Here is a 20,469-nt window from a genome sequence, read left to right as displayed (position 1 = left end):
GCGCCGGTTCAGGCCAGCGGTCCACCCTGCATCCACGCGTCTTCCAGCTGGCCCCAGGCGCGCTGCAGGTTCAGCGGATGGCGCGTCGGGAAATGGCGCCAGTGGCGGAACGGCTCGGCCACCACGGCATCGGCAGCCTGGGTGGCATCGCGGCCCGCGGCCAGCGCGGCGCCGATGCCCTGCGCCAGCGCATCGAGATAGGCCAGCGTCGGCACCAGCGTCTGCGCGGGCGTGCCGGTCGCGGTGGCGACGACGGTGTCCGCCGGCAGCGCGATCAACTGCCGCAGCGCCCGGCGCCAGCCCTGCAGCGACGCTTCCTGCATCTCGGGCACACGTTCGCGGTACGCCAGGCCGCCGGCACACAGCAGCCGCAGCTGCGGCGCGTACAGCACGGTATCGGACGCGCTGTGCGCGGGCGCATGCACCTGCACCTGCCACGCGGTATCGCCGGTTTGCAGCCAGGCGCCGTGCTGCAGCGCCGGCTCCGGCAACACGATCGCGGTGCCGCGCATGGCCGCGTGCCCGAGCAGCGCGGCAAGACGGGCCAGGCAGTCCGTGCATCGTTGCCGCATCAACGCGGCGGTGGCCGCCGAAGCCAGGAACCGCGGCCGCGGCCGCAGCCCGGCAAAGGCGGCATTGGCCAGCACGTTCTCCGGATGGGCGTGGCTGTTGACCACCCAGCGCACCGGCTGCCGCGTCAGCGCGCGGATCGCGCCGAGCAGCGCCCTGCCCCACGCCGCCTGCGGCCCGGGATCGACCACCAGCACCCCCGCGCGCGTGACATGGACCAGGCAGGGCACCACCGCGCCGGCGTTGGCGCGCATGGCTTCGGCATTGGCGGCGCGGGCGACGTAGACGCCGGGCCGCAGCGGGTCCAGCACGAGCCGCGTGCCGGCCGCCGCGGCCGGCCAGGCGTCGAGCGCCAGCGCCAGCGCGGTCCCGAGAAAGGCACGACGCGTGGCCATCAGCGCTGCCAGGCGCTGGCGCGGATCGCGTCCGCGAGCGCGTCGCGCATGGCGCCGTCGGCCAGGTGCCCACCGTCGACCCAGGCCAGTCGTGCGGCCGGCATGGCGTGCCGCAGCCGGAGGGCATTGGCGGGCCGGCACACCGCGTCGGCGCGGCCATGCAGCAGCGTCACCGGCAGGCCGTGCGCGGCGATGCCCCGCGCCGCGCGCAGAAGCGCCGGCTTGCCCAGCCCGGCGCGGTGGCGCAGGTAGTGCGCCTGGATGCGGTACTTGCGCACCATGGCCAGGCGCTCGCGCGCGGGCTGAAGGCGTTCTTGTGCAACGCCGCGCAAGCCCAGCCGCTCCAGTTCGAGCCTGCGCCACGCCGTCGCAGTGTCCCGTTTTGACACAGCCGTCCCACTTTGCAACAGTCGAGACACCGTCAGCAGCCGCGCGCGCGCCTCGGGCAGCCGCTCGCCCGCCGGCGCGACGCGGCGCAGCAGGCTGGCGCCGGGGCGCGGCGCAAACAGGCCCAGCACGTCGTCGCGCCCGGTCAGGAAGGCGCCGCGCAATACCAGCGCCGCGACCGCATGCGGATAGCGCGCGGCATAGGCCAGCGCCAGCGCCGCGCCCCACGACCCACCCACCACGCCCCAGCGCGCGATGCCGAGCGCCGCGCGCAGCTGCTCCAGGTCGGCCAGCAGCGCGCCGACGTTGTTGCGCCGCAGGCCGCCCGCCGGCGTCGAGCGGCCGGCGCCGCGCTGGTCGGGCATCACCACGCGGTGCCGTTGCGGGTCGAACCATGCCGCCATCGATGCCGCGCAGCCGCTGCCCGGCCCGCCGTGCAGGACCAGCCAGGGCTCGCCGTGCGGCGGGCCGACCAGTCGCACGTGCAGGCGCTGCGCGTCGGGCGTGCGCAGGTGGAAGACGGTGGCGTCCAGGGTTGCGTCGGGCATGGTTGTTGCCTTTCCGGGCATTGCGGCAGACACGCTGCCATGCCGCGACGCTAATCACTAACCATGCCACCCAAGGAGACCGACATGACCTGGACCACGCCCGCCTACACCGAGCTGCGGCTCGGCTTTGAAATCACCATGTATATCGCCAACCGCTGACCGGCCGCGCGTTCCCCAGGCGGGCGCCGCCGGTGGTTGCCGGTATGGCGCCTGCGCGGGGCAGCCGTGATCCACCCTCGAGCGCTCGCGCCATGACAACCATCCGGGTACTGGGATCGGCCGCCGGCGGCGGCTTTCCGCAATGGAACTGCAATTGCCGCAATTGCGACGGCGTGCGCCGCGGCACCGTGCGCGCCACCCCGCGCACGCAATCGTCGATCGCGCTGTGCGGCGACGGCCCGGAAGCGATCCTGGTCAATGCTTCGCCCGACATCCTGCAGCAGCTGCGCCAGGCCGGCGCGCTGCAGCCCGCGCGCGCGCCGCGCGACACCGCGATCGCCGCGGTGCTGCTGATGGATGCGCAGATCGATCACATCACCGGCCTGCTGATGCTGCGCGAACATCGCCGGGCGCTGCCGCTCTATGCCACCGCCAGCGTGCTCGACGACCTGGCCGGGGCGTTCCCGCTGACGCGCATCCTGTCGCACTACTGCGGGCTGCAGTGCCACATGCTGCCCTGCGACGGCACCGCGTTCTCGGTGCCGCCGCTGGACGGCGTGGCGCTGACCGCGGTGCCGCTGCAAAGCAAGGCCCCGCCCTACTCGCCCAGGCGCCATGCGCCGCAGCCGGGCGACAACATCGGCCTGCGCATCGAAGACCGCCGCAGCGGCCGCAGCGCCTTCTATGCGCCCGGGCTGGGCCAGGTCGATGACCACGTGTTCGCGCAGCTGCGCCGCGCCGACGTGGTCCTGGTCGACGGCACCTTCTGGCGCGACGACGAAATGCAGGCGCTGGGCTTCTCCACGCGCAGCGCCGCCGACATGGGCCACCTGGCCCTGTCCGGGCCGGGCGGGATGATCGAGGTGCTGGACCGACTGCCCGCCCGCCGCAAGATCCTCATCCACATCAACAACACCAATCCGGTGCTGGCGGAAGACTCGCCCGAGCGTGCCGAGCTGACCCGGCACGGCATCGAGCTGGCCTACGACGGCATGGAAATCGCGCTATGACAGCCACCGTTGCCTGGACCCCGGCCGAGTTCGAGGCGCGCCTGCGCGCCCGCGAAAGCGGCTACCACATCCACCACCCGTTCAACCAGCGCATGGCGGCGGGCCAATGCACGCCCGCGCAGATCCGCGCCTGGGTGGCCAACCGCTTCTACTACCAGGCCAGCATCCCCCTCAAGGATGCCGCGATCCTGTCCAACTGCCCCGACCGCGCCACGCGCCGCGAGTGGGTGGTGCGCATCCTCGACCATGACGGCACCGATACCGAACCCGGCGGCATCGAAGCATGGCTGCGGCTGGGCCAGGCCGTGGGGCTGGAGCGCGACACGCTGCTGGATCACCGGCAGGTGCTGCCCGGAGTGCGCTTCGCCGTCGACGCCTATGTCAACTTCGCGCGCCGCGCGCCGTGGCAGGAAGCGGTGTGCTCGTCGCTGACCGAGATGTTCGCGCCGAAGATCCACCAGGAACGGCTGGCCGGCTGGCCCACGCATTACCCGTGGATCGAGTCCGGCGGGCTGGACTACTTCCGCTCGCGCATCCCGCTGGCGCAGCGCGACGTCGACCACGGCCTGCGCGTGACGCTGGACTACTTCCGCAGCGCGGCGCAACAGCAGCGCGCACTGGACATCCTGCAGTTCAAGCTCGACGTGCTGTGGTCGATGCTCGACGCCATCCAGCAGGCCCATCCATGACCGACGGCCCGCAAGACCTCGCCACCCCGACCCTGCACCGCACCTTCCGCCTGCAGTGGGAGGCCTCGCAGCAAAGCTGGGTGCTGCTGTATCCGGAAGGAATGGTCACGCTCAACGACAGCGCCGCCGCGATCCTGCAGCGCTGCGACGGCAACCACACCCTCGACATGCTGATCGACGACCTGCAGGCCGCCTTCGGCGTGCAGGGCATCGCGCCGGAGGTCCACGCCTTTGTCAAACATGCCACCGAACGCGGCTGGCTGGTCTGAGCCGGCGCCGCCCGGCCCGCCGCTGTGGCTGCTGGCGGAGCTGACCTACCGCTGCCCGCTGCACTGCGCGTTCTGCTCCAACCCGGTCGACTATGCCCGCCATGCGCAGGAACTGGATACCGCGCAGTGGTGCGACGTATTCAGCCAGGCGCGCGCGCTGGGCGCGGTGCAGCTGGGCCTGTCCGGCGGCGAGCCGCTGCTGCGCAAGGACCTGGAGACGCTGGTGCGCCATGCGCGCGGCCTGGGCTTCTACACCAACCTGATCACCTCCGGCGTGGGCCTGACCGATGCCCGCCTGGCGGCGCTGCGGGAGGCGGGCCTGGACCATATCCAGCTGTCGTTCCAGGACTCCACGCGCGAGCTCAATGATTTCCTGTCGAGCACGCGCACGTTCGAGCTGAAGCAGCGCGTGGCCAGGCTGATCAAGGCGCACGGTTATCCGATGGTGATGAACTGCGTGCTGCACCGGCATAACCTGCCGCACGTCGGCACCATCATCGAGCTGGCCGTGCAGCTCGGCGCCGAATACCTGGAGCTGGCCAACACGCAGTACTACGGCTGGGCCTGGGAAAACCGCCTGGCACTGATGCCGACCCGCGAACAGCTGATCGAGGCCGAGGCGGTGGTGCGGCAGTACCGCGCGCGCATCGGCCGGCAATGCCAGATCCTGTTCGTGGTGCCGGACTATTTCGAGGAACGGCCGAAGAAATGCATGAACGGATGGGGCACCACCTTCCTGGGCGTGGCGCCGGACGGCACCGCGCTGCCGTGCCATGCGGCGCGCATGCTGCCGGACCTACTGCTGCCCGACGTCAGGACGGAATCCCTGCACGACATCTGGCACCACAGCGACGCGTTCCGCCGCTTTCGCGGCACGCAGTGGATGCCGCAACCGTGCCGCTCGTGCGAGCACAGGGAGGCAGACCTGGGCGGCTGCCGCTGCCAGGCCTTCCTGGTCACCGGCGATGCCGCCGCGACCGACCCCGCCTGCGCGCAGGCTCCCGGGCACGGGCGGCTGCGCGAGATCGTGTTGGAGGGCCGGCTGGCGGCGGCGCGGACGAACGAATATCCGCTGGTGTTTCGAAGCGATGGAAACTCGTTGAGACTGGGTTCATCGCGGAGTTCGCGGGGATGAGGTTGGGCAGCGCGGACGGATGCGATTGACTTCGTGGATGCTCCGGCCCTCTCCCCCGCCCCTCTCTCGCAAGCGGGAGAGGGGAGAAAACCCGCAGCGTCATCAACGGCCTCGAACTTTCCAATTCCCGCTTGCGTACTCCCTCTCCCGCTTGCGGGAGAGGGTTGGGGTGAGGGCGGGAGCATCAACGAAGTGAAGGTCATCGCTATTGCCACCGCCGGCCCTCACCCCCGCCCCTCTCCCGCAAGCGGGAGAGGGGAGCAAACCAGCGGGGGCCCGCCCGCGATAGCGCGTGCGAGCGCAGCGACGCACTCCGTGCCAGTGCACAAGACCTGAGATTGGGAGCGCGTGCAGCGCAGCCGAAGGCGTCCCACCAATAACGCCGTTAGCAGGCGGCCACCGACCTAAAGTCGGGTTCGTCCATCCGACCTCGAACGCCAGGCACATCCAGGTAGCGTCAGCAGGGTCGAACCACCAACCGCCTCACCGCAAGTCACCACCGTTTGAACCACCAACGCCGCCTTAGCCAGCCGCTTAGGCAACGCGCTCTTTGCCTCCTTTCTGTCGCTCGGACAGAAAGGAGGTCGCCGGTTACGCCGGCGAAACAGCCACGCCCGCCAAGCACGACAAACCAAGAACCGACGGATGCGGCGAGCGCTGAATCAACGCCCGCGCCGGCGCCGCCGCAAGCGGGTCTTGCGCCGGCCGCCCACGACGGCCCCGCGGCCGACGCAGCGCCCGCAGCCCACGCCCCGCCCCGGCTCAACCGACCCCAAGCACCCACTCCGCCAGCTTCTTCGCATCATCCTCTCCCAGATTTCCATGCGGCGGCATGGGGATCCGGCCCCATGCCCCCTTGCCGCCCTCCCGGATCTTCTTCGCCAGCGACGCGGCCGCCTGGCCGTCGCCCTTGTAGCGTGCCGCCACCTCGGCAAACCCTGGCCCCACCAGCTTCGACTGCATGCCATGGCAGGAAAAGCAGCCGCTCTTGTCGGCCAGCGCCTGCATCTCCGCCGCCGTGGCGGCCAGCGCCGCGCCCGGCAACATCGCGCCAACCGCCGCCAGCGCCATCCATTCTTTCTTCATACCCGTATCCGTATCCGATGCTGTTGCTACCGGGCCGCGCGCACGCCCCGCATCGACGATGCAATGGCGTGCGCCGGCCGTGTCCCCCGTTACCCGTTCAGCTCTTGTGCAGCTTGAACACCCACACCGAGCCACCCTGCTCGAGGAAGTTCACGCGCTTGGCCACCTCGCCGCCCCACAGCGGCACCGCGCCGCCCCAGCCGGAGACCACCGCAACGAACTGCTCGCCGTTCTCTTCCCACGTGACCGGCGGCGCGACCACGCCGCTGCCGGTCTGGAACTGCCACAGTTCCTTGCCGGTCTTTGCGTCGGCGGCCTTCAGGTAGCCTTCGGGCGTGCCCCAGAACACCAGCCCGCCGGCGGTGGTCATGGCGCCGCCCCACAGCGGCGCGCCGTTCTTGATCTCCCAGACGATCTTGCCGGTCTTGGGGTTGATCGCACGCAGCGAGCCGATGTAGTCCTCGTTGAGCGGCTGGATGGTGAAGCCCGCGCCCAGGAACGCGGCGCCCTTCTTGTAGCTGATGGGCTCGTTCCAGATGTCCATGCCCCACTCGTTGGCGGGCACGTAGAACAGGCCGGTCTGCGGGCTATAGGCCATCGGCTGCTGGTTCTTGCCGCCCAGGAAGCCGGGCGCGGCGAACACCGACTTGCCCTTCTTTTCGCCGTTGGCGGCGGCCGGGTCACCGGGGCGGCCCTCGGCGACGTAGTTGGGGCGGCCGCTCTTCAGGTCGATGCCGGTGGCCCAGGTGATCTTCTTCACGAAGGGGAAGGCATTGACCAGCTTGCCGCTGCTGGCATCGTTGACGTAGAAAAAGCCGTTGCGGTCGGCCTTGCCGCCCATGCGCTTGCCGTCCAGGTCGAAGGTGACGAACTCGTTCACGCCGTCGAAGTCCCAGCCGTCGTTCGGCGTGTTCTGGTAGTGCCAGACGATCTTGCCGGTGGCCGGATCGAGCGCCACGGTGGAGGCAGAGTAGAGGTTGTCGCCCTTGCGGATATGGCTGTTCCACGGGCCGGGGTTGCCGGTGCCGAAGTAGGCCAGGCCGGTCGCCGGGTCATAGGTGCCGCCCAGCCACGTGGCCGCGCCGCCGGTCTTCCAGGTCTCGCCGGGCCAGCTGGCGTTCTGGGTACCGGTCATGCCGATCTCCGTCTTGTTGCCGTCCTTGTCGTACTTGTAGCCCATGTGGCCCTCGACCACCGGGCGCGACCACACCAGCTGGCCGGTCTTCGCGTCGCGCGCCTCGACGCGGCCGACCACGCCGAACTCGCCACCCGAGATGCCGGTCAGCACCAGCCCCTTGGCCACCAGCGGCGCAGCCGTGTACGAGTAGCCGGCCGCGTAGTCTTCGAGCTTCTCCTTCCACACCACCTTGCCGCTGTTCTGGTCCAGCGCCACCAGCTGCGCGTCGAGCGTGCCGAAAATCACCAGGTTGTCGTACAGCGCCGCGCCGCGGTTGACTACGTCGCAGCACGGCATGATGCCTTCGGGCAGGCGGTGCTCGTACTTCCACAGCTTGCGCCCGGTCTTCACGTCGAGCGCATAGATGCGCGAATACGACGCGGTGACGAACATCTTGCCGTCGTGGATCAGCGGCTGCGACTCCTGCCCGCGCTGCTTCTCGCCGCCGAACGAGAACGACCACGCCGGCACCAGCCGGCCCACGTTCTTCGTGTTGATGCGCGCCAGCGTGGAATAGCGTTGGCCCTGCGGGCCCATGCCCCACGACAGCACGTCGCCGGGGGATTTGGCGTCGTTCTCGATCATGGCGTCGCTGACCGCCGCGTGCGCGGCAACGCTCGCCGCAGCGGCCGCGATCGCCGCGACCGCCAGCCCAACTCGTATCGTCCTCATTGTCATCTCCTCTCTTGTTTTCGATTGCGCCGGTGCGCCACTGCGCCACACACCAGCACGCAAATGGCAAATCCCATGCCAGTGGGCCAGGGCCCGCTCAAGCGCCCGGTGGGCCATGGGCACGGCCGTGGTCCGCGCCAGCGTGCAACACTGCGTTGCAGCTGCGCCAGAATTGAACAGCCAGGACCGGCACCTTCACCGGCCCAGCGCGGCGTCCTCGTGCGCCGGGTAGAGATGGATCACGTTGCGCAGGTATTCGGCGGGCAGCGCGCCCCAGCGCGCATACGGCTCGGGCACCGGCATGGCCATGACCTCGGCCAGGTCGCGTCCCTGCGCCGCGGCCTCGCGCAGGCGCGCGTCGAGCCACTGCAGGTAGGCACGCGTCTGCGCGATGGCTTCCGTTCCGCCCAGTGCGGGGCCGTGGCTGGGCACCAGCAGTCGCGCCCCGCTCTGCTCCATCAGCGCCTGCAGGCGTGCCAGGCTGTCCAGCCAGCGGCCGATGTGCGCGTGCGGCGTGGTCGGGATGCGCTCACGGAACACCAGCCCACCGGCAAAGACGATGCCGGCGCCGCGGTCCAGCAGCACCAGATCCGCGTCGGTATGGCCTTCGAGGCGGATCAGTTCCAGCGTGCGGCGCCCGATCGTGCGCACGCCGGGTGCCAGTGCGTGGACCGGCGGCGCAGGCTCGGTGCCGCGCATCCAGTCGCCGCACAGGCGGTAGAGGTTATCGGCATAGGCCGCGCCCTCGCGGCGCGCGCCGTCGATGGTGGCGGGCAGCGCGCTGGCGCCCACGTCGGCATAGGCCTGGTTGCCGAAGAAGTAGTCGGGATGCAGGTTCAGGTTCAGCACCAGCCGGACCGGCGCGCCGGTCAGCGCGGCGATGGCGCGGCGCTGCTGCTCGCCGTACTCGCGCGACGGGCCGGTGTTGATCACCACCACGCCGTCGCCGGTGTCGATAAAGGCGGTATTGATGATGTTGCAGCCATTGGCCGGGGCGAAGTCGGCATTGGCGCCTTCCAGCAGCCACACGCCGGCGGCGATCTCGCGCGGAGCCAGGCGGTAGTCGGGCGGCTGCGCGGGCGCCGCGTGGGCCGCAGCAGCGGCCAGCCACAGCAACAGCGACAGCAACGCCGGCTTCATGGCGACACCCCCGCCGCGATGCGGTTGCCGTTGTTGTCATGACCGGTCACGGTCAGGCCCGGCACCACCGCCTCGCGCAGGTCGAACGAGAAGATCGGGTTCTCCGCCACGGGCTCGTGCAGCGTCAGCCGCAACAGCGGCTGCCGTGCCGCGTCGGCCAGCACTAGGGTCTCGAGATGGAACGCCGGGATGCCGGCGACCAGGCCGGTGTCCATCGGGTGCATCACGCGCAGCCGCACGCGCGCGCCGGCCTGGCCCAGGCCCGGAAACACGCGCGCCTCGACGCGGTTGAGGGTGCGGCTCCAGCTGCCGTCGCGGCGGGTCGCCCCGGGCACGGTGCAGCCACCGCCGCCGGCGTCGACCCATGTGCCGCCGACATGCCAGGTGCCGTCGCGCGTGCGCGCCGCCACCCGCACCGGCGAGGCCTGCTCCAGCTTGAAGCGCAACGACATTGACGGCCGCACCCGCAGCGGCTCGAACACCAGCACCGGGCGGATCGGGTTGCGGTCCACCGCCACCACGATGCGTTCGACCTCGCCCAGCGCCGACGCGTCGAAGGCAATCGGCACGCGCATCGGGTCTTCCGCGAAGGCGGGCGCGGTGACGCGCACGCGGCTATCGAACACCACCGGCCCCTGCTGCAGCAGCTCCTTGTGGATCCAGGCCCATTGCGGCGACTGCATGGGATCGGTTTGCGCCATGACCGCCCTGGCACCGGTCTGCGCGGATGCGATGGGACCGGCCAGCGCAAGCCAGCCCAGCGCCAGCAGCGCCACGCCCTGCCGGCGGCCCCTCATGCCGGCGGCCCGCGGCGCGCCATGCCGCGCTGCGGGTCATAGCCGCGCAGCGCCAGCGCAAAGAACACCACTGCGCTGGCCGCGACGATGGCCAGGCTGTGCGGCGCCAGCTGCCCGTACAGCGCGAAGCGGATCGCCTCGACCGCATGCGTGAACGGGTTCAGCCGCGCCAGCTGGTACACCGCGTCGGCGCCCGACTCCTGCAGGCGCCACAGCGGATACAGCGCCGAGCTGATGAAGAACATCGGGAAGATGACGAAGTTCATGGTCCCGGCAAAATTCTCCAGCTGGCGCACGTGGACCGACAGCAGCAGGCCGAGCGCGCCCAGCATCAGCGCCGCCAGCGTCATCGCGCCCAGCCCGGCCAGCAGGTGCAGCGGCGCGAAGCGGATGCCGAACCCCGCCGCCACCAGCAGGAACGCCGCCATCTGCAGCAGCGACAGCAGCGTGCCTGCCGCCAGCTTGCAGCCCAGCAGCCAGCCGCGCGGCAGCGGCGCGGTCAGCAGCAGCCGCATCACGCCCATCTCGCGGTCGTACACCATCGCCAGCGACGACTGCATGCCGTTGAACAGCGCGATCATGCCCAGCAGCCCGGGCGCGACATAGACCTGGTATTCGATGTAGGTCTGGTACGGCGGCGCGATCGCCACGCCGAGCGCGTTCTGGAAGCCGGCGGCGAACACCAGCAGCCACAGCAGCGGGCGCACCAGCGACGACAGCAGCCGCCCGGGCTGGCGCAGGTACTTGCGCAGCTCGCGGCCGCAGACCGCGCGCAGCGCGCGCCAGCGATGGCGCATCAACGGTGGCAGGGTGGCGGGCATGGTCATGGTGTCAGGTCGGGGCGCGGCACGCGGTGTCCGCTTCGTCGGCGCCCAGGGTGTCGAGGTTGTTTTTCGGATGCAGCACGCCTTCGGCCGGCGCCGTGCCGACCACGCCGTCCGGATGCGCCAGCAGCAGCGGCTGGCGCAGCTGGCGGTCCCAGCGCCGGAACGACAGCGGCGGGCCCTTGAAGCCGTCCACCACCACCTGCCCCGTGGCCAGCGCCTGGGCCTGCGCGGCAAAGCCCGCGGGCTGCCGCACCACGCTCTCGGCAATCGCCTTGACCGCGACCCACGCGGCCCAGTCGTAGCCGGTCATCGGCCGGCCCGCGGCGCGGGCGAAGCGCCGGTTGAGCTGCGGCCCGCCGTTGCGCTCCCAGGCCCAGTGCCACGCCTGCGCGCCCAGGCCGCTGGCGCCTATCACCGGGCGCGGCAGCTGCGTGGCATAGGGCAGGCCGCGCGCGAACTCTCCGTCGGCGTCGGCCACCACCACCACGTCGTAGTCGGCGCCGCCGCTCAGCAGCCTGACGTTGGCCTGGTCGCGCTCGCGCGGATCGTTGGACAGCCGGAACGCGCGCTGCGCGCTCCAGGCAATGCCGAAGCGCCGCGCCGCGCCCACCAGCGCGTCGCGCTGCGCGGCGTCCGCGGGGGACGGTCCGCTCAGCAGCAAGGCGCGACGCCACTTGCGCGCGGCCAGGTACTGCATCAGCGCGTCGGCGCGCATGCGCATGCTCGGCAGCGTATGCAGCAGGACCGGCGCGCACCCGGCGCCGCGCAGCGCATCGTCGTCGGCCGAGACATTGAACAGCAGCGCCTCGCCCGGCCTGACCGCGCCCGCCGCGGCGCGGACCGCGTCCGGCGGCAGGTCCAGCAGGATAAAGCGCGTGCCCTGGCGCGCCAGCGCCGCGACCAGCGTGGCCACCTCGGCTTCGGCGCGGGCCTGCTGCGCCTCGAGCCGCAGCGACTGGCCCGCGGCCTCCAGCGCAAAGCGCGCTTCCGCCGCCGCCACCTGGGCGCCGTCGAGCGCGCGGCCGTGCGGCTGGTCGGGATAGCGCAGCGCCAGGCGCCGCGGCGCATGGCGGGCATCGTCGGCCAGCGACACCACCGCCACGCGCACCTCGGCGGCGTGCGACGGCGCCGCCAGCGCCGCCAGCGCACATGCCAGCACGGCCAGCACCCGCTCAGTCATCGACCGCCACCGAATGCGGCACGCGGCCCGCCCTGAGCGTGGCCACCGCCTTGCGGCTGGCGGTGTCGACCACGCTGACATCGTCGGACAGGCCGTTGGCGACGTAGAGCCGGGCGTTGTCGCGGCTCAGCGCCAGCCCCCAGGCGCGCCGCCCCACCAGCACGTAGTCCTGCACGCGGCGCGACGCCACCTCCACCACCGCGACATGATTGGCGCGGCCCAGGCCGATATAGGCGTGGCTGCCGTCGCTGCGCGCCGCCATCCCGACCGGCGTCACCTCCTCGGCGCGCATGCCGCGCGGCGCAAAGGCGATGGTCTGCACCACCTCCAGCGTATCGGTGCGGATCACGCTGACACTGGCCGAGAGCTCGTTGGAGACCCACAGCTCCTTGCCGCCGCGCACCAGCAGCAGCCGGCGCGGCCGGTTGCCGACGCGGATATTGCGCACCACCTTGCGCGAGGCGACATCGACCACATGGACCAGGTTGGCGACCTCGGAGGCCACGTACACGTGCCGTCCGTCCGCGCTGACCCGGACGCCCTCGGGCTCCTCCCCCACCGCGACCGCGAACACGCGCTTGCCGGAGCCGGTATCGTAGGCCGACAGCAGCGCATCCTCTTCGTTCGACACGTAGAGCGTGCGGCCATCCTGGCTCAGGTCGAACAGCTCGGGGTCGTCGCCCACCGGCAGCGACGCCACGGTCTTGCGGGTGGCGACATCGACCACGTCGACGCGGTGGTCGTCGCTGCAGGCCACGTACAGCCGCGCGCGGTCCGGCGACAGCTGCAGGTGGCGCGGCCGCCGGCACTGGCGCCACGACGCCAGCTGCCGCCCGCTGCCGGCATCGTAGGCGGTCAGCGCGTCGTCCTTTTCGCTGGAGACAAAGACCTGCCCGGTGGCGGCGCGGGCGGCGGGCGCGGGGCCATCCTGGGCGCCCTGCGCGCCCTCGGCCACGCCGGCGGCAACCAGCAGCGCGGTCGCGAGCAGCCAGGCGCCGGCAAGCCAGGCGGGGGATGGCATCGGCTTCATGCGGTGGGCTCCGGTTGCGCCGTGCGCACGACCGACGGCGTCATGGCGAGGAAAGCGGCTTCCAGCGACGCCGCCGCGGTGACCCCCAGCAGCGCCGCCGGGGTGCCGTCGAAGCGCACCGCGCCGCGGTCGAGCACGATCACGCGGTCGGCCTGTTCCACCTCCTGCACCAGGTGGGTGGCCCACAGCACGCCGGCACCGTCGTGCCGCGCCAGGCGCCGGGTCTCGGCCAGCAGCTGCGCGCGCGCGGCCGGGTCCAGCCCCACCGTGGGCTCGTCGAGCAGCAGCATGGCCGGTTCGTGCAGCAGCGCGCGCGCCAGCTCGACCTTGCGCCGGCTGCCGCCGGACAGCTCGCGCACCGGCGCTTGCGCGCGCGCCGCCAGGCCGAAGGCCTGCAGCAGGCGCGCGCTCCGCTGCGCCGCCTCGCGCCGCGGCAGGCCGTGCAGGTCGGCATGGAAGCGCAGGTTGGCCAGCACCGGCAGGTCCAGGTCGATGGCGGGCTGCTGGAACACGATGCCGAGCTGCGCCAGTGCGCGCACCGGGTCGCGTCGCATGTCGCAGCCCATCACCGTGACCTGCCCGGCATCGGCGGCGAACAGGCCGCTGAGGATCTGGAACAGCGTGGTCTTGCCCGCGCCGTTGGGTCCCAGCAGCGCCACGAACTCGCCGCGGCGCACGCACAGCGAGGCCCCGTCGAGCGCGACACGGCCGCCGAACGCCTTGCGCACGGCGTCGCAAGCGAGCGCCGGTGCTGCGTGGATTGGCAGCGCGTTCATAGCTGCTCCTTCGCCCGCGCCGTGCCCGTGCGCGCGGCAAAGGTGCGCTCGGTCTCCCATGCCTGGCGCAGGAAGGCTTCGTATGGCGCGGTGCCCAGGTAAGTCAGCTCCTGGTCGTAGCGGGCCAGCTCGGCAAGATGGCGCGGATGCTGCATGGCGGCGCGGAACGCGTCGTGCAGCCGCCGGACGATGGCGGCATCGGTGCCGCGCGGCACGCCGATGCCATAAGGCGAGTTGTGGACCGCATCGGCGAAGCCCAGCTCGGTCACGGTCGGCACCTCGGGCCAGCGCGCCGAACGCTGCGCGCTGAATACCGCCAGCAGGCGCAGCTTGCCGGCCTCGACGAAAGGCGCGAAGCCGGTGGAATTGACGCCCGCCATCAGCGAGCCGTTGGCCACCGCCAGCATCTGGTCGGCGGTGCCGTGGTACGGCACGTGCAGGTAGCGCACGCCGCTGCGGCCCATCACATCCTCCATCGCCAGATGCGCGGTGGTGCCGATGCCGGTCGAGCCCACGGTGAGCTGGCCCGGATGCGCGCGGCCCCAGGCGATCAGCTCGCGCAGCGAGCGCCACGGGCTGTCGGCGGGCACGACGATGCCGAAGGTATAGCCCGAGATCATCAGCACCGGCTGGATGTCGCGCAGCGGCTGCCACGCGGTCTTCTGCTGGTGCGGGAACCGGTACACCGTCAGCGGCAGCTGGCCGATGGTGTAGCCGTCCGGGCGCGCGGCGGCAAGCAGCCCGCCCACCAGCGTGCCGCCGGCGCCGGGCCGGTTCTCCACCACGATCGGCTGCCCCAGCTCGCGCCCGGCCAGCTCGGCCAGCACGCGCATCGAGATATCGGTGGCGCCACCGGCCGGCCACGGCACCACCAGCGTGAGCGGACGCGACGGATAGGCGGGTGCGCCCTCGGCCCGCGCGAAGCCCGCCGGCAACAGGCCGAGGCAGATCGACAACAGGCAGGCAAGGCAACGGAACATGGCGGCGGCACGGGTCGGGGTTGCAATGCGAGTGACAGAGCAAGCCCGATACCATGTGCGTCGCAGCAAGACGTGCCGGACCCGGCGGATCTTGTCAGGCCGGCGTTCCACGGCGGTGGGCCGCCACCGCGTGGCGGCGCGTGGTGCAATGCGCCGCGCCGCACTGTGTCGCGATGGAACACTGGCCCGCTGGCGGCAACGCCAGGCTGTCCTGTTTTGTGACAGGCCGCAGCCCACGCCGTCGCCCAGTGCCGCGCCACGCGCCTGAACGGCGGCCGCCGCACGCGCCACGGTACGAAACCTGCTGAAGGCCTGCCGACAGGCGCGCCCGATGCAGGCATGCGCCGCCATCCGGAGGAGACGGACCATGCCAGCCATCCCGCGCCCTGCGCCGCCAGGCCAGCGGCCATCCCAGTTCCCGCGGCGCGTCGCGGCCCGCCTGCGGCGCCGCGCGGGCACGCGTGCCGCGATGCTGTCCGTGGCCATCACGCTGCTGTGCCAGCGCGCCGCTGTGGCGCAACAGGACACCGCTGTGCCAAACCAGGACAGCGCGGTGCTGCCCGAGGTGCTGGTGGTGGCCGCCGCGCCGCTGCCCGGCATCGGCGTCGCCAGCGACCTGGTGCCCTACACCGTGCAGACCGTGCGCGGCAGCGAGCTCGGCGGCGCGCGCGCCGGCAACCTGGCCGACTACCTGAACCGCCATCTCGCCGGCGTCAACGTCAACGACATCCAGGGCAGCCCGTTCCAGACCGACATCACCTACCGCGGCTTCCGCGCGTCATCGATCCCCGGCGTGCCGCAGGGGCTGTCGGTGTACCTGGACGGCATCCGCGTCAACGAGCCCTTCGGCGACGTGGTCAGCTGGGACATGATCCCGGAGGCGGCGCTGGCGAACGCGTCGCTGGTGTCCAGCGCCAACCCCGCCTACGGCCTCAACACGATCGGCGGCGCGCTCGCCATGACCACGCGATCCGGGCTGGACTCGCCCGGCTTCACCGCCGACCTGTCCTACGGCAGCCATGCGCGCAAGCGCGCCGACCTGTCCGGCGGCGTGCGCAGCGACGGCGGCTGGCACGCCTTCGCCGCCGGCACGCTGTTCCAGGAGCACGGCTGGCGCGACCATTCCGAGGGCCGGCTCGGCAATGTCTTCGCCAAGGCGGGCTACGCCGGCGCCAGCACCAGCTGGGACGTCTCGCTGCTGCACGGGCGCAGCACGCTGACCGGCAACGGCCTGGTGCCCAGCTATCGCGCGGCTGACGGCGGCACGCTGCCCGAGCTGTACCAGTCCAACCGGCGCGCGGTCTACACCTATCCCGACCAGACCCGGAACATGGTGACGCAGGCCGCGCTCAACGGCCGCCACTGGTTCGACGACAAGACCAGCGCCGCGGCCATGGCCTATGTGCGCAACAGCCGCCGCGACACCGTTAGCGGCGACGTCAACCCGGACTACGAGGCCTATGCCGAAGACTGCGAGGACGGCTTCAACGCCGACGGCAGCCCGCGCGGCGGCGACTGCGGCGTGACCCGCGCCGAAGGCGCTGCGCTGCACCCGGCGGTGCTGAATACCAGCCATATGCGGCAGCAGACCGTCGGCATGGCGCTGAGCCTGGCGCGGGAGGGCGAGCGCCACGTGCTCAATGCCGGCCTGACGCTGGACCGCAGCCGCCTCACCTATTCGCAATACGCACAGCCCGGCAGCTTCACCGACGACCGCGGCGTGGTCGCCGACCCTGCCGCGGCCAACGCCCTGTTCTCCGGCGTCAGCGGCAACGCGCGCACGTTCGGCCTGTACCTGTCCGATACCTGGTCGCTGACCCCCACCACCTTCCTGACCGCGTCGGCGCGCTGGAACCACGTCACCGTCAGCAATACGCTGCGCAACAGCGACGGCAGCGAACAGCCGCGCGAGAGCTTCACCTACCGCCGCCTCAACCCGGCGCTGGGACTGGCGCAGAAGCTGGGCGGCGGCGTCACGGTATTCGGCGGCTATGCGCAGAACAACCGCGTGCCGACCGTGCTCGAGCTCGGCTGCGCCGACCCGGAACGGCCCTGCCGCCTGCCGGCGGGCCTGCAGGCCGATCCCTACCTGAAGCAGGTGGTGTCGCACTCGTTCGAGGCCGGCGTGCGCTGGCAGCCGCGCCCGCACACCGAGGTCACAGCGTCGCTCTATCGCATCGACAACCACGACGACATCCTGTTCGTGCGCGCGCCGAATACCCGGCTCGGCTACTTCGCCAACTTCGACCACACCCGCAACCAGGGGCTCGACCTCGCCGCGCGCCACCGCCTCGGCGCGGTCACGCTGCGGCTGGCCTACAGCTACCTGCAGGCCACCTACCAGTCCGCCGGCGCGCTGGCCGCCGGCGAACGCACCATCGAGATCCGCCCGGGCATGCGCATGGCCGGACTGCCGCGCCATACGCTCAAGCTGAGCGCTGACTGGCAGGCGCTGCCCGGGCTGGTGCTGGGCGCCGACCTGGTGGCGGTGTCGGGCTCCGTCTCCAGCGGCAACGAGGACGGCCTGCGCAGCGACCCGCAGCCGGGCGAAGCGCCGCAGGCCGCCGACTGGCGCACGCCCGGCTACGCCACCATCAACCTGCGTGCGGCGTATCAGGTCAGCAAGCGCGTCGAGGTCTACGCGCGCGTGGCCAACTTGCTGGACCGGCGCTACGAGACCTATGGCCAGATCGCCAACGACGTGTTTCCCGGCGGCAGCCTGGTGCGGCCGCACGTGGCCCCGGGCGATGCCGCGAGCGCGCTGTTCGTGGCACCGGGGGCACCGCGCAGCTTCTGGCTCGGCGTGGTGCTGCGGATGTAGCGCCGGCGGTGTTCACGATTCCTTACAGACAATGGCGCTGGCACAATCTATTCTCCTGTCGCAAACGGAATCCCCCACAACAAGGAGAATGCAATGAAATCCGTCCTGGCCCTTCTGGTCGCGTGCAGCGCGCTGCTCGGTGGCTGCGTGGTCGCCCCTTACGACACCTACGGCGACGGCCCGCAGGGCTGCCCGCCGGGGCAGGCCAAGAAAGGCAACTGCCGCATCGACCCGTACGGCAACGAGTCGTTCTGCCCGCCGGGCCAGGCCAAGAAGGGCCGCTGCTAAGCCGGCGCGGGTGCCGGCCGGCTGTGCCCGCTTGCACCGGCAGGGCCGGCGGCCGGACAATGGCGGCTGCGGACATCCCCTCCTGCAGGAGCGCGCCATGCCACTCCGGTCCCTGCCCCGCCGTCAATTCGTCCTCTTTTGCATCGCCGCGGCCCTGCTCGGCGCCTGTGCCACGCTGCAGCCGGAGCAGACCGGCCGGCAGATGATAGGCAGCCCGGAAAGTGCGGTACGCCAGACTTTCGGGCCACCCACCGAGACTCACCGCCTGGCCGACGGCACCACCCGCTGGCTATGGTCGCGGCAACCCTTCGGCCATGAGGTCTACGCCGCCGATTTCGACGCCGCGGGCAGGCTGACCCGCTACCGCCAGATGCTGACCGAGGCCGAGATCTATCGCGCCCGGGTCGGGGTCTGGACCAAGCAGGACGTGCAGCAGCATTTCGGCCTGCCGCGCGAGCCGGTGCAGTATTACCCGCTGATGCAGCGCGAAGCCTGGTCCTGGCGCATGTACAAGGATGGCCTGCAGACAGCGCACTTCAGCTGCTACTTCGACAACGCCGGCGTGCTGCGCCAGACCATGATCATCGTCGATCCGCTCGGCGGCGACGCGCGCCGCGCGCGCTGACGCTGGCCCCGCCGCCGGTGCCAATGCCGGCAGCAGGGGCTCCCCGGCCCCGGCACCGTTTTGCGCGCAGAATGGAGGCGATGCGGCAATGCCCGCCAACCCTCCATGCGGAAGACCAACGTGACCACAGCCATCCTGCTCGAGAACATCCACCAGAGCGCCAACGCCCGCCTGGCCGAAGCCGGCCTGCAGGTCGAGCGCCGCACCGGCGCGCTGGCCGGTGCCGAACTGCGCCAGGTGCTGGCCGATCATGACGTGATCGGCATCCGCTCTGCCACCCACCTGCGCGCGGACGATATCCGCAGCGCGCCCGGGCTGCTCTCGATCGGCTGCTTCTGCATCGGCACCTCGCAGGTCGACCTCGACGCCGCCACCGCCGCCGGCATCCCGGTCTTCAACGCGCCCTTTTCCAATACCCGTTCGGTGGCCGAGCTGGTGGTGGCCGAAGCGGTGATGCTGCTGCGCCGGATACCCGAGAAGAACACGCTGGCGCATGCCGGCAAATGGGCCAAGGGCGCCGCCGGTGCGTTCGAGACGCGCGGCAAGACCATCGCCATCGTCGGCTACGGCAATATCGGCTCGCAGGTGGGCGTGCTGGCCGAATCGATGGGCATGCGCGTGGTCTACTACGATGTGCTCGCGCGGCTCTCGCACGGTTCGGCCCGCGCCGCCGGCTCGCTCGAAGAAGCGGTGTCGCAGGCCGAGGTGGTGACGCTGCACGTGCCCGCCACGCCGCGCACGCGCAACATGATCGATGCCAGCATCCTCGCCGCCTTCAAGCCCGGCGCGATCCTGATCAATGCCTCGCGCGGCAGCGTGGTCGACATCCCCGCGCTGGCTGCGGCGCTGCGCGAGAAGCGCCTGGGCGGCGCGGCCATCGACGTGTTTCCGGAAGAGCCCAGGACCAACCAGGATCCCTTCACCAGCGAACTGCAGAACCTGCCCAACGTGCTGCTGACCCCGCACGTCGGCGGCAGCACCGAAGAAGCGCAGGAGAACATCGGCACCGAGGTCGCGGCCAAGCTCGCGCACTTCCTGGCCACCGGCGGCACCATCGGCGCGGTCAATTTCCCCGAGGTCGATCCCGGCCCGCTGCATGCGCCGGCGCGCCTGCTCAACGTACACGGCAACGCGCCCGGCGCGCTGGCGGCGCTGAACACGCTGCTGGCGCAGGAAGGCGTCAACATCACCGGCCAGCATCTGCAGACGCGCGGCCACACCGGCTACGTGGTCACCGACCTCGACCGCGCGCCCTCCGGGCAGCTGATGCAGGCGCTGCAGACCCATGCCGGCTTCGCGCGCTCGCGCCTGATCCTGCGCGGGGCGGCTTAGCATTGGCCCGGGCCGTCGGCCATGAGCGCTGACATGGTCGCTGCCCCGCGCTCTTTAATCTCCACCAAACTGTCTGAAATCCCAAAATGGCTCTGCAGCAGGGACTATGCTGAATGCAGCCCACACGCATTGGTGGGCCTGCACGCTAGCGATGACAATGGCGGCGCCGCCTTGGCGCCGCACTAACAATCGTGAGGTTCAGCTATGTCGCTTGAACGGAGCAGGAAGGCCGCCCTGGTCGCGCGGCTCGCCGCAGCCACGCTGCTGGCAACCGCGGCGATCGGCAGCGCGGCAGCACAAACCGGCACCATTACGTTCCTCGGTGCCATCACCAACCCCTCTTGCGGATTACGTCCGTCCGCGGACCTGGTACAGGCCAGTTGCCGCCAGCCCTCGGGCCAGATCGTCTCGGCGCCCTTCGCCGTGGCACCGCACCAGCGGGCGACGCGCATCGGCGTGGCCACGCTGGAACTGCAACCTGCCCTCGCGGGCAAGCGCAGTGCGGTGCCGGCCTACCTGGTCATGGTGACCTATCTCTAGATGACAGCTCCGGCCGCGCGCGCGCTGCCGGAGCGC

The 20,469-nt window shown here is 71.3% G+C and carries 21 protein-coding genes; 10 read left to right on the top strand and 11 right to left on the bottom strand.

The window, feature by feature from the left end; translation table 11 throughout:
• Window positions 1-8 precede the first annotated feature (8 nt).
• Together A3AG_RS0104655 and A3AG_RS0104650 are read right to left on the bottom strand one after the other, a co-directional pair.
• Window positions 9-965, bottom strand: a complete 957-nt coding sequence (locus A3AG_RS0104655) for an MBL fold metallo-hydrolase (protein ID WP_018004303.1) — start codon at window positions 963-965, stop codon at window positions 9-11.
• Window positions 965-1,900, bottom strand: coding sequence for an alpha/beta fold hydrolase (locus tag A3AG_RS0104650; RefSeq protein WP_026163944.1), 936 nt, complete (start codon window positions 1,898-1,900; stop codon window positions 965-967). The genes A3AG_RS0104655 and A3AG_RS0104650 overlap by 1 nt, the downstream gene beginning before the upstream one ends.
• 84 nt (window positions 1,901-1,984) lie before the next feature.
• Between A3AG_RS0104650 and pqqA the strand changes: the two genes are divergently transcribed.
• The 5 genes from pqqA to pqqE all read left to right on the top strand — a co-directional run bounded on the left by pqqA (window position 1,985) and on the right by pqqE (window position 5,162).
• Complete coding sequence (gene pqqA / locus A3AG_RS31355; protein WP_012355514.1) at window positions 1,985-2,059, top strand: pyrroloquinoline quinone precursor peptide PqqA; 75 nt, start codon at window positions 1,985-1,987, stop codon at window positions 2,057-2,059.
• A gap of 92 nt (window positions 2,060-2,151) precedes the next feature.
• Window positions 2,152-3,069, top strand: coding sequence for a pyrroloquinoline quinone biosynthesis protein PqqB (gene pqqB, locus A3AG_RS0104640; RefSeq protein ID WP_018004300.1), 918 nt, complete (start codon window positions 2,152-2,154; stop codon window positions 3,067-3,069).
• Entirely contained in the window at window positions 3,066-3,758 is a 693-nt protein-coding gene (pqqC, locus tag A3AG_RS0104635; protein WP_018004299.1) for a pyrroloquinoline-quinone synthase PqqC, read from the top strand. The genes pqqB and pqqC overlap by 4 nt, the downstream gene beginning before the upstream one ends.
• Entirely contained in the window at window positions 3,755-4,027 is a 273-nt protein-coding gene (pqqD, locus tag A3AG_RS0104630; protein WP_018004298.1) for a pyrroloquinoline quinone biosynthesis peptide chaperone PqqD, read from the top strand. Before pqqC ends, pqqD begins: the two co-directional genes overlap by 4 nt.
• Complete coding sequence (pqqE, locus tag A3AG_RS0104625; protein WP_018004297.1) at window positions 3,999-5,162, top strand: pyrroloquinoline quinone biosynthesis protein PqqE; 1,164 nt, start codon at window positions 3,999-4,001, stop codon at window positions 5,160-5,162. Before pqqD ends, pqqE begins: the two co-directional genes overlap by 29 nt.
• A gap of 762 nt (window positions 5,163-5,924) precedes the next feature.
• Here pqqE and A3AG_RS0104620 read toward each other — a convergent pair.
• The 9 genes from A3AG_RS0104620 to A3AG_RS0104580 form a co-directional block, all read right to left on the bottom strand.
• Window positions 5,925-6,248, bottom strand: a complete 324-nt coding sequence (locus A3AG_RS0104620) for a c-type cytochrome (protein ID WP_018004296.1) — start codon at window positions 6,246-6,248, stop codon at window positions 5,925-5,927.
• Between the two features lie 97 nt (window positions 6,249-6,345).
• Window positions 6,346-8,097: a PQQ-dependent methanol/ethanol family dehydrogenase gene (locus A3AG_RS0104615; protein ID WP_018004295.1), complete on the bottom strand. Its 1,752-nt coding sequence runs from the start codon at window positions 8,095-8,097 to the stop codon at window positions 6,346-6,348.
• 195 nt (window positions 8,098-8,292) lie between these two features.
• Window positions 8,293-9,237, bottom strand: a complete 945-nt coding sequence (locus A3AG_RS0104610; protein ID WP_018004294.1) for a quinoprotein relay system zinc metallohydrolase 1 — start codon at window positions 9,235-9,237, stop codon at window positions 8,293-8,295.
• Window positions 9,234-10,034, bottom strand: a complete 801-nt coding sequence (locus tag A3AG_RS0104605) for a quinoprotein dehydrogenase-associated SoxYZ-like carrier (RefSeq protein ID WP_018004293.1) — start codon at window positions 10,032-10,034, stop codon at window positions 9,234-9,236. The genes A3AG_RS0104610 and A3AG_RS0104605 overlap by 4 nt, the downstream gene beginning before the upstream one ends.
• The gene (locus A3AG_RS0104600; protein ID WP_018004292.1) at window positions 10,031-10,861 is read right to left on the bottom strand and encodes an ABC transporter permease; all 831 of its coding nucleotides are present in this window, start codon (window positions 10,859-10,861) and stop codon (window positions 10,031-10,033) included. The genes A3AG_RS0104605 and A3AG_RS0104600 overlap by 4 nt, the downstream gene beginning before the upstream one ends.
• 4 nt (window positions 10,862-10,865) lie before the next feature.
• Window positions 10,866-12,041, bottom strand: a complete 1,176-nt coding sequence (locus tag A3AG_RS0104595) for an ABC transporter substrate-binding protein (protein ID WP_018004291.1) — start codon at window positions 12,039-12,041, stop codon at window positions 10,866-10,868.
• Window positions 12,034-13,071, bottom strand: a complete 1,038-nt coding sequence (locus A3AG_RS0104590) for a PQQ-dependent catabolism-associated beta-propeller protein (protein WP_018004290.1) — start codon at window positions 13,069-13,071, stop codon at window positions 12,034-12,036. Before A3AG_RS0104590 ends, A3AG_RS0104595 begins: the two co-directional genes overlap by 8 nt.
• The gene (locus A3AG_RS31350; protein ID WP_018004289.1) at window positions 13,068-13,847 is read right to left on the bottom strand and encodes an ABC transporter ATP-binding protein; all 780 of its coding nucleotides are present in this window, start codon (window positions 13,845-13,847) and stop codon (window positions 13,068-13,070) included. Before A3AG_RS31350 ends, A3AG_RS0104590 begins: the two co-directional genes overlap by 4 nt.
• Window positions 13,844-14,827 carry a tripartite tricarboxylate transporter substrate binding protein gene (locus A3AG_RS0104580; protein WP_018004288.1) on the bottom strand — a complete coding sequence of 328 codons (984 nt, stop codon included), beginning with the start codon at window positions 14,825-14,827 and terminating at the stop codon, window positions 13,844-13,846. Before A3AG_RS0104580 ends, A3AG_RS31350 begins: the two co-directional genes overlap by 4 nt.
• Window positions 14,828-15,194: 367 nt before the next feature.
• On the opposite strand from A3AG_RS0104580, the gene A3AG_RS0104575 reads away from it, so the two are divergent.
• From A3AG_RS0104575 to A3AG_RS0104555, 5 genes are all read left to right on the top strand, one after another.
• Window positions 15,195-17,648: a TonB-dependent receptor gene (locus A3AG_RS0104575; protein ID WP_026163943.1), complete on the top strand. Its 2,454-nt coding sequence runs from the start codon at window positions 15,195-15,197 to the stop codon at window positions 17,646-17,648.
• A 93-nt stretch (window positions 17,649-17,741) separates the two neighbouring features.
• Window positions 17,742-17,936, top strand: a complete 195-nt coding sequence (locus A3AG_RS0104570; RefSeq protein ID WP_018004287.1) for a hypothetical protein — start codon at window positions 17,742-17,744, stop codon at window positions 17,934-17,936.
• A gap of 97 nt (window positions 17,937-18,033) precedes the next feature.
• Entirely contained in the window at window positions 18,034-18,561 is a 528-nt protein-coding gene (locus A3AG_RS0104565; protein ID WP_018004286.1) for a hypothetical protein, read from the top strand.
• A 105-nt stretch (window positions 18,562-18,666) separates the two neighbouring features.
• Window positions 18,667-19,893: a phosphoglycerate dehydrogenase gene (serA, locus tag A3AG_RS0104560; protein ID WP_018004285.1), complete on the top strand. Its 1,227-nt coding sequence runs from the start codon at window positions 18,667-18,669 to the stop codon at window positions 19,891-19,893.
• Between the two features lie 204 nt (window positions 19,894-20,097).
• Window positions 20,098-20,433 (top strand): hypothetical protein, encoded by a 336-nt coding sequence (locus A3AG_RS0104555; protein WP_018004284.1) that lies wholly within the window; start codon window positions 20,098-20,100, stop codon window positions 20,431-20,433.
• Window positions 20,434-20,469 lie beyond the last annotated feature (36 nt).

Source organism: Cupriavidus neocaledonicus (assembly GCF_000372525.1).
Lineage (GTDB): Bacteria > Pseudomonadota > Gammaproteobacteria > Burkholderiales > Burkholderiaceae > Cupriavidus > Cupriavidus neocaledonicus.
Note: the sequence above shows the minus strand (reverse complement) of the source record. Positions and strands in the feature narration are given on the sequence as shown.

Coding starts and splice junctions, on each gene's coding strand:
- A3AG_RS0104600 (WP_018004292.1), bottom strand. CDS start 10,861: ATGACCATGCCCGCCACCCTGCCACCGTTGATGCGCCATCGCTGGCGC.
- pqqB (WP_018004300.1), top strand. CDS start 2,152: ATGACAACCATCCGGGTACTGGGATCGGCCGCCGGCGGCGGCTTTCCG.
- A3AG_RS0104610 (WP_018004294.1), bottom strand. CDS start 9,237: ATGAAGCCGGCGTTGCTGTCGCTGTTGCTGTGGCTGGCCGCTGCTGCG.
- A3AG_RS31350 (WP_018004289.1), bottom strand. CDS start 13,847: ATGAACGCGCTGCCAATCCACGCAGCACCGGCGCTCGCTTGCGACGCC.
- A3AG_RS0104575 (WP_026163943.1), top strand. CDS start 15,195: ATGCCAGCCATCCCGCGCCCTGCGCCGCCAGGCCAGCGGCCATCCCAG.
- A3AG_RS0104555 (WP_018004284.1), top strand. CDS start 20,098: ATGTCGCTTGAACGGAGCAGGAAGGCCGCCCTGGTCGCGCGGCTCGCC.
- A3AG_RS0104580 (WP_018004288.1), bottom strand. CDS start 14,827: ATGTTCCGTTGCCTTGCCTGCCTGTTGTCGATCTGCCTCGGCCTGTTG.
- A3AG_RS0104655 (WP_018004303.1), bottom strand. CDS start 965: ATGGCCACGCGTCGTGCCTTTCTCGGGACCGCGCTGGCGCTGGCGCTC.
- A3AG_RS0104605 (WP_018004293.1), bottom strand. CDS start 10,034: ATGAGGGGCCGCCGGCAGGGCGTGGCGCTGCTGGCGCTGGGCTGGCTT.
- A3AG_RS0104595 (WP_018004291.1), bottom strand. CDS start 12,041: ATGACTGAGCGGGTGCTGGCCGTGCTGGCATGTGCGCTGGCGGCGCTG.
- A3AG_RS0104570 (WP_018004287.1), top strand. CDS start 17,742: ATGAAATCCGTCCTGGCCCTTCTGGTCGCGTGCAGCGCGCTGCTCGGT.
- pqqD (WP_018004298.1), top strand. CDS start 3,755: ATGACCGACGGCCCGCAAGACCTCGCCACCCCGACCCTGCACCGCACC.
- pqqC (WP_018004299.1), top strand. CDS start 3,066: ATGACAGCCACCGTTGCCTGGACCCCGGCCGAGTTCGAGGCGCGCCTG.
- pqqE (WP_018004297.1), top strand. CDS start 3,999: ATGCCACCGAACGCGGCTGGCTGGTCTGAGCCGGCGCCGCCCGGCCCG.
- A3AG_RS0104590 (WP_018004290.1), bottom strand. CDS start 13,071: ATGAAGCCGATGCCATCCCCCGCCTGGCTTGCCGGCGCCTGGCTGCTC.
- A3AG_RS0104565 (WP_018004286.1), top strand. CDS start 18,034: ATGCCACTCCGGTCCCTGCCCCGCCGTCAATTCGTCCTCTTTTGCATC.
- A3AG_RS0104620 (WP_018004296.1), bottom strand. CDS start 6,248: ATGAAGAAAGAATGGATGGCGCTGGCGGCGGTTGGCGCGATGTTGCCG.
- A3AG_RS0104650 (WP_026163944.1), bottom strand. CDS start 1,900: ATGCCCGACGCAACCCTGGACGCCACCGTCTTCCACCTGCGCACGCCC.
- A3AG_RS0104615 (WP_018004295.1), bottom strand. CDS start 8,097: ATGAGGACGATACGAGTTGGGCTGGCGGTCGCGGCGATCGCGGCCGCT.
- serA (WP_018004285.1), top strand. CDS start 18,667: ATGCGGAAGACCAACGTGACCACAGCCATCCTGCTCGAGAACATCCAC.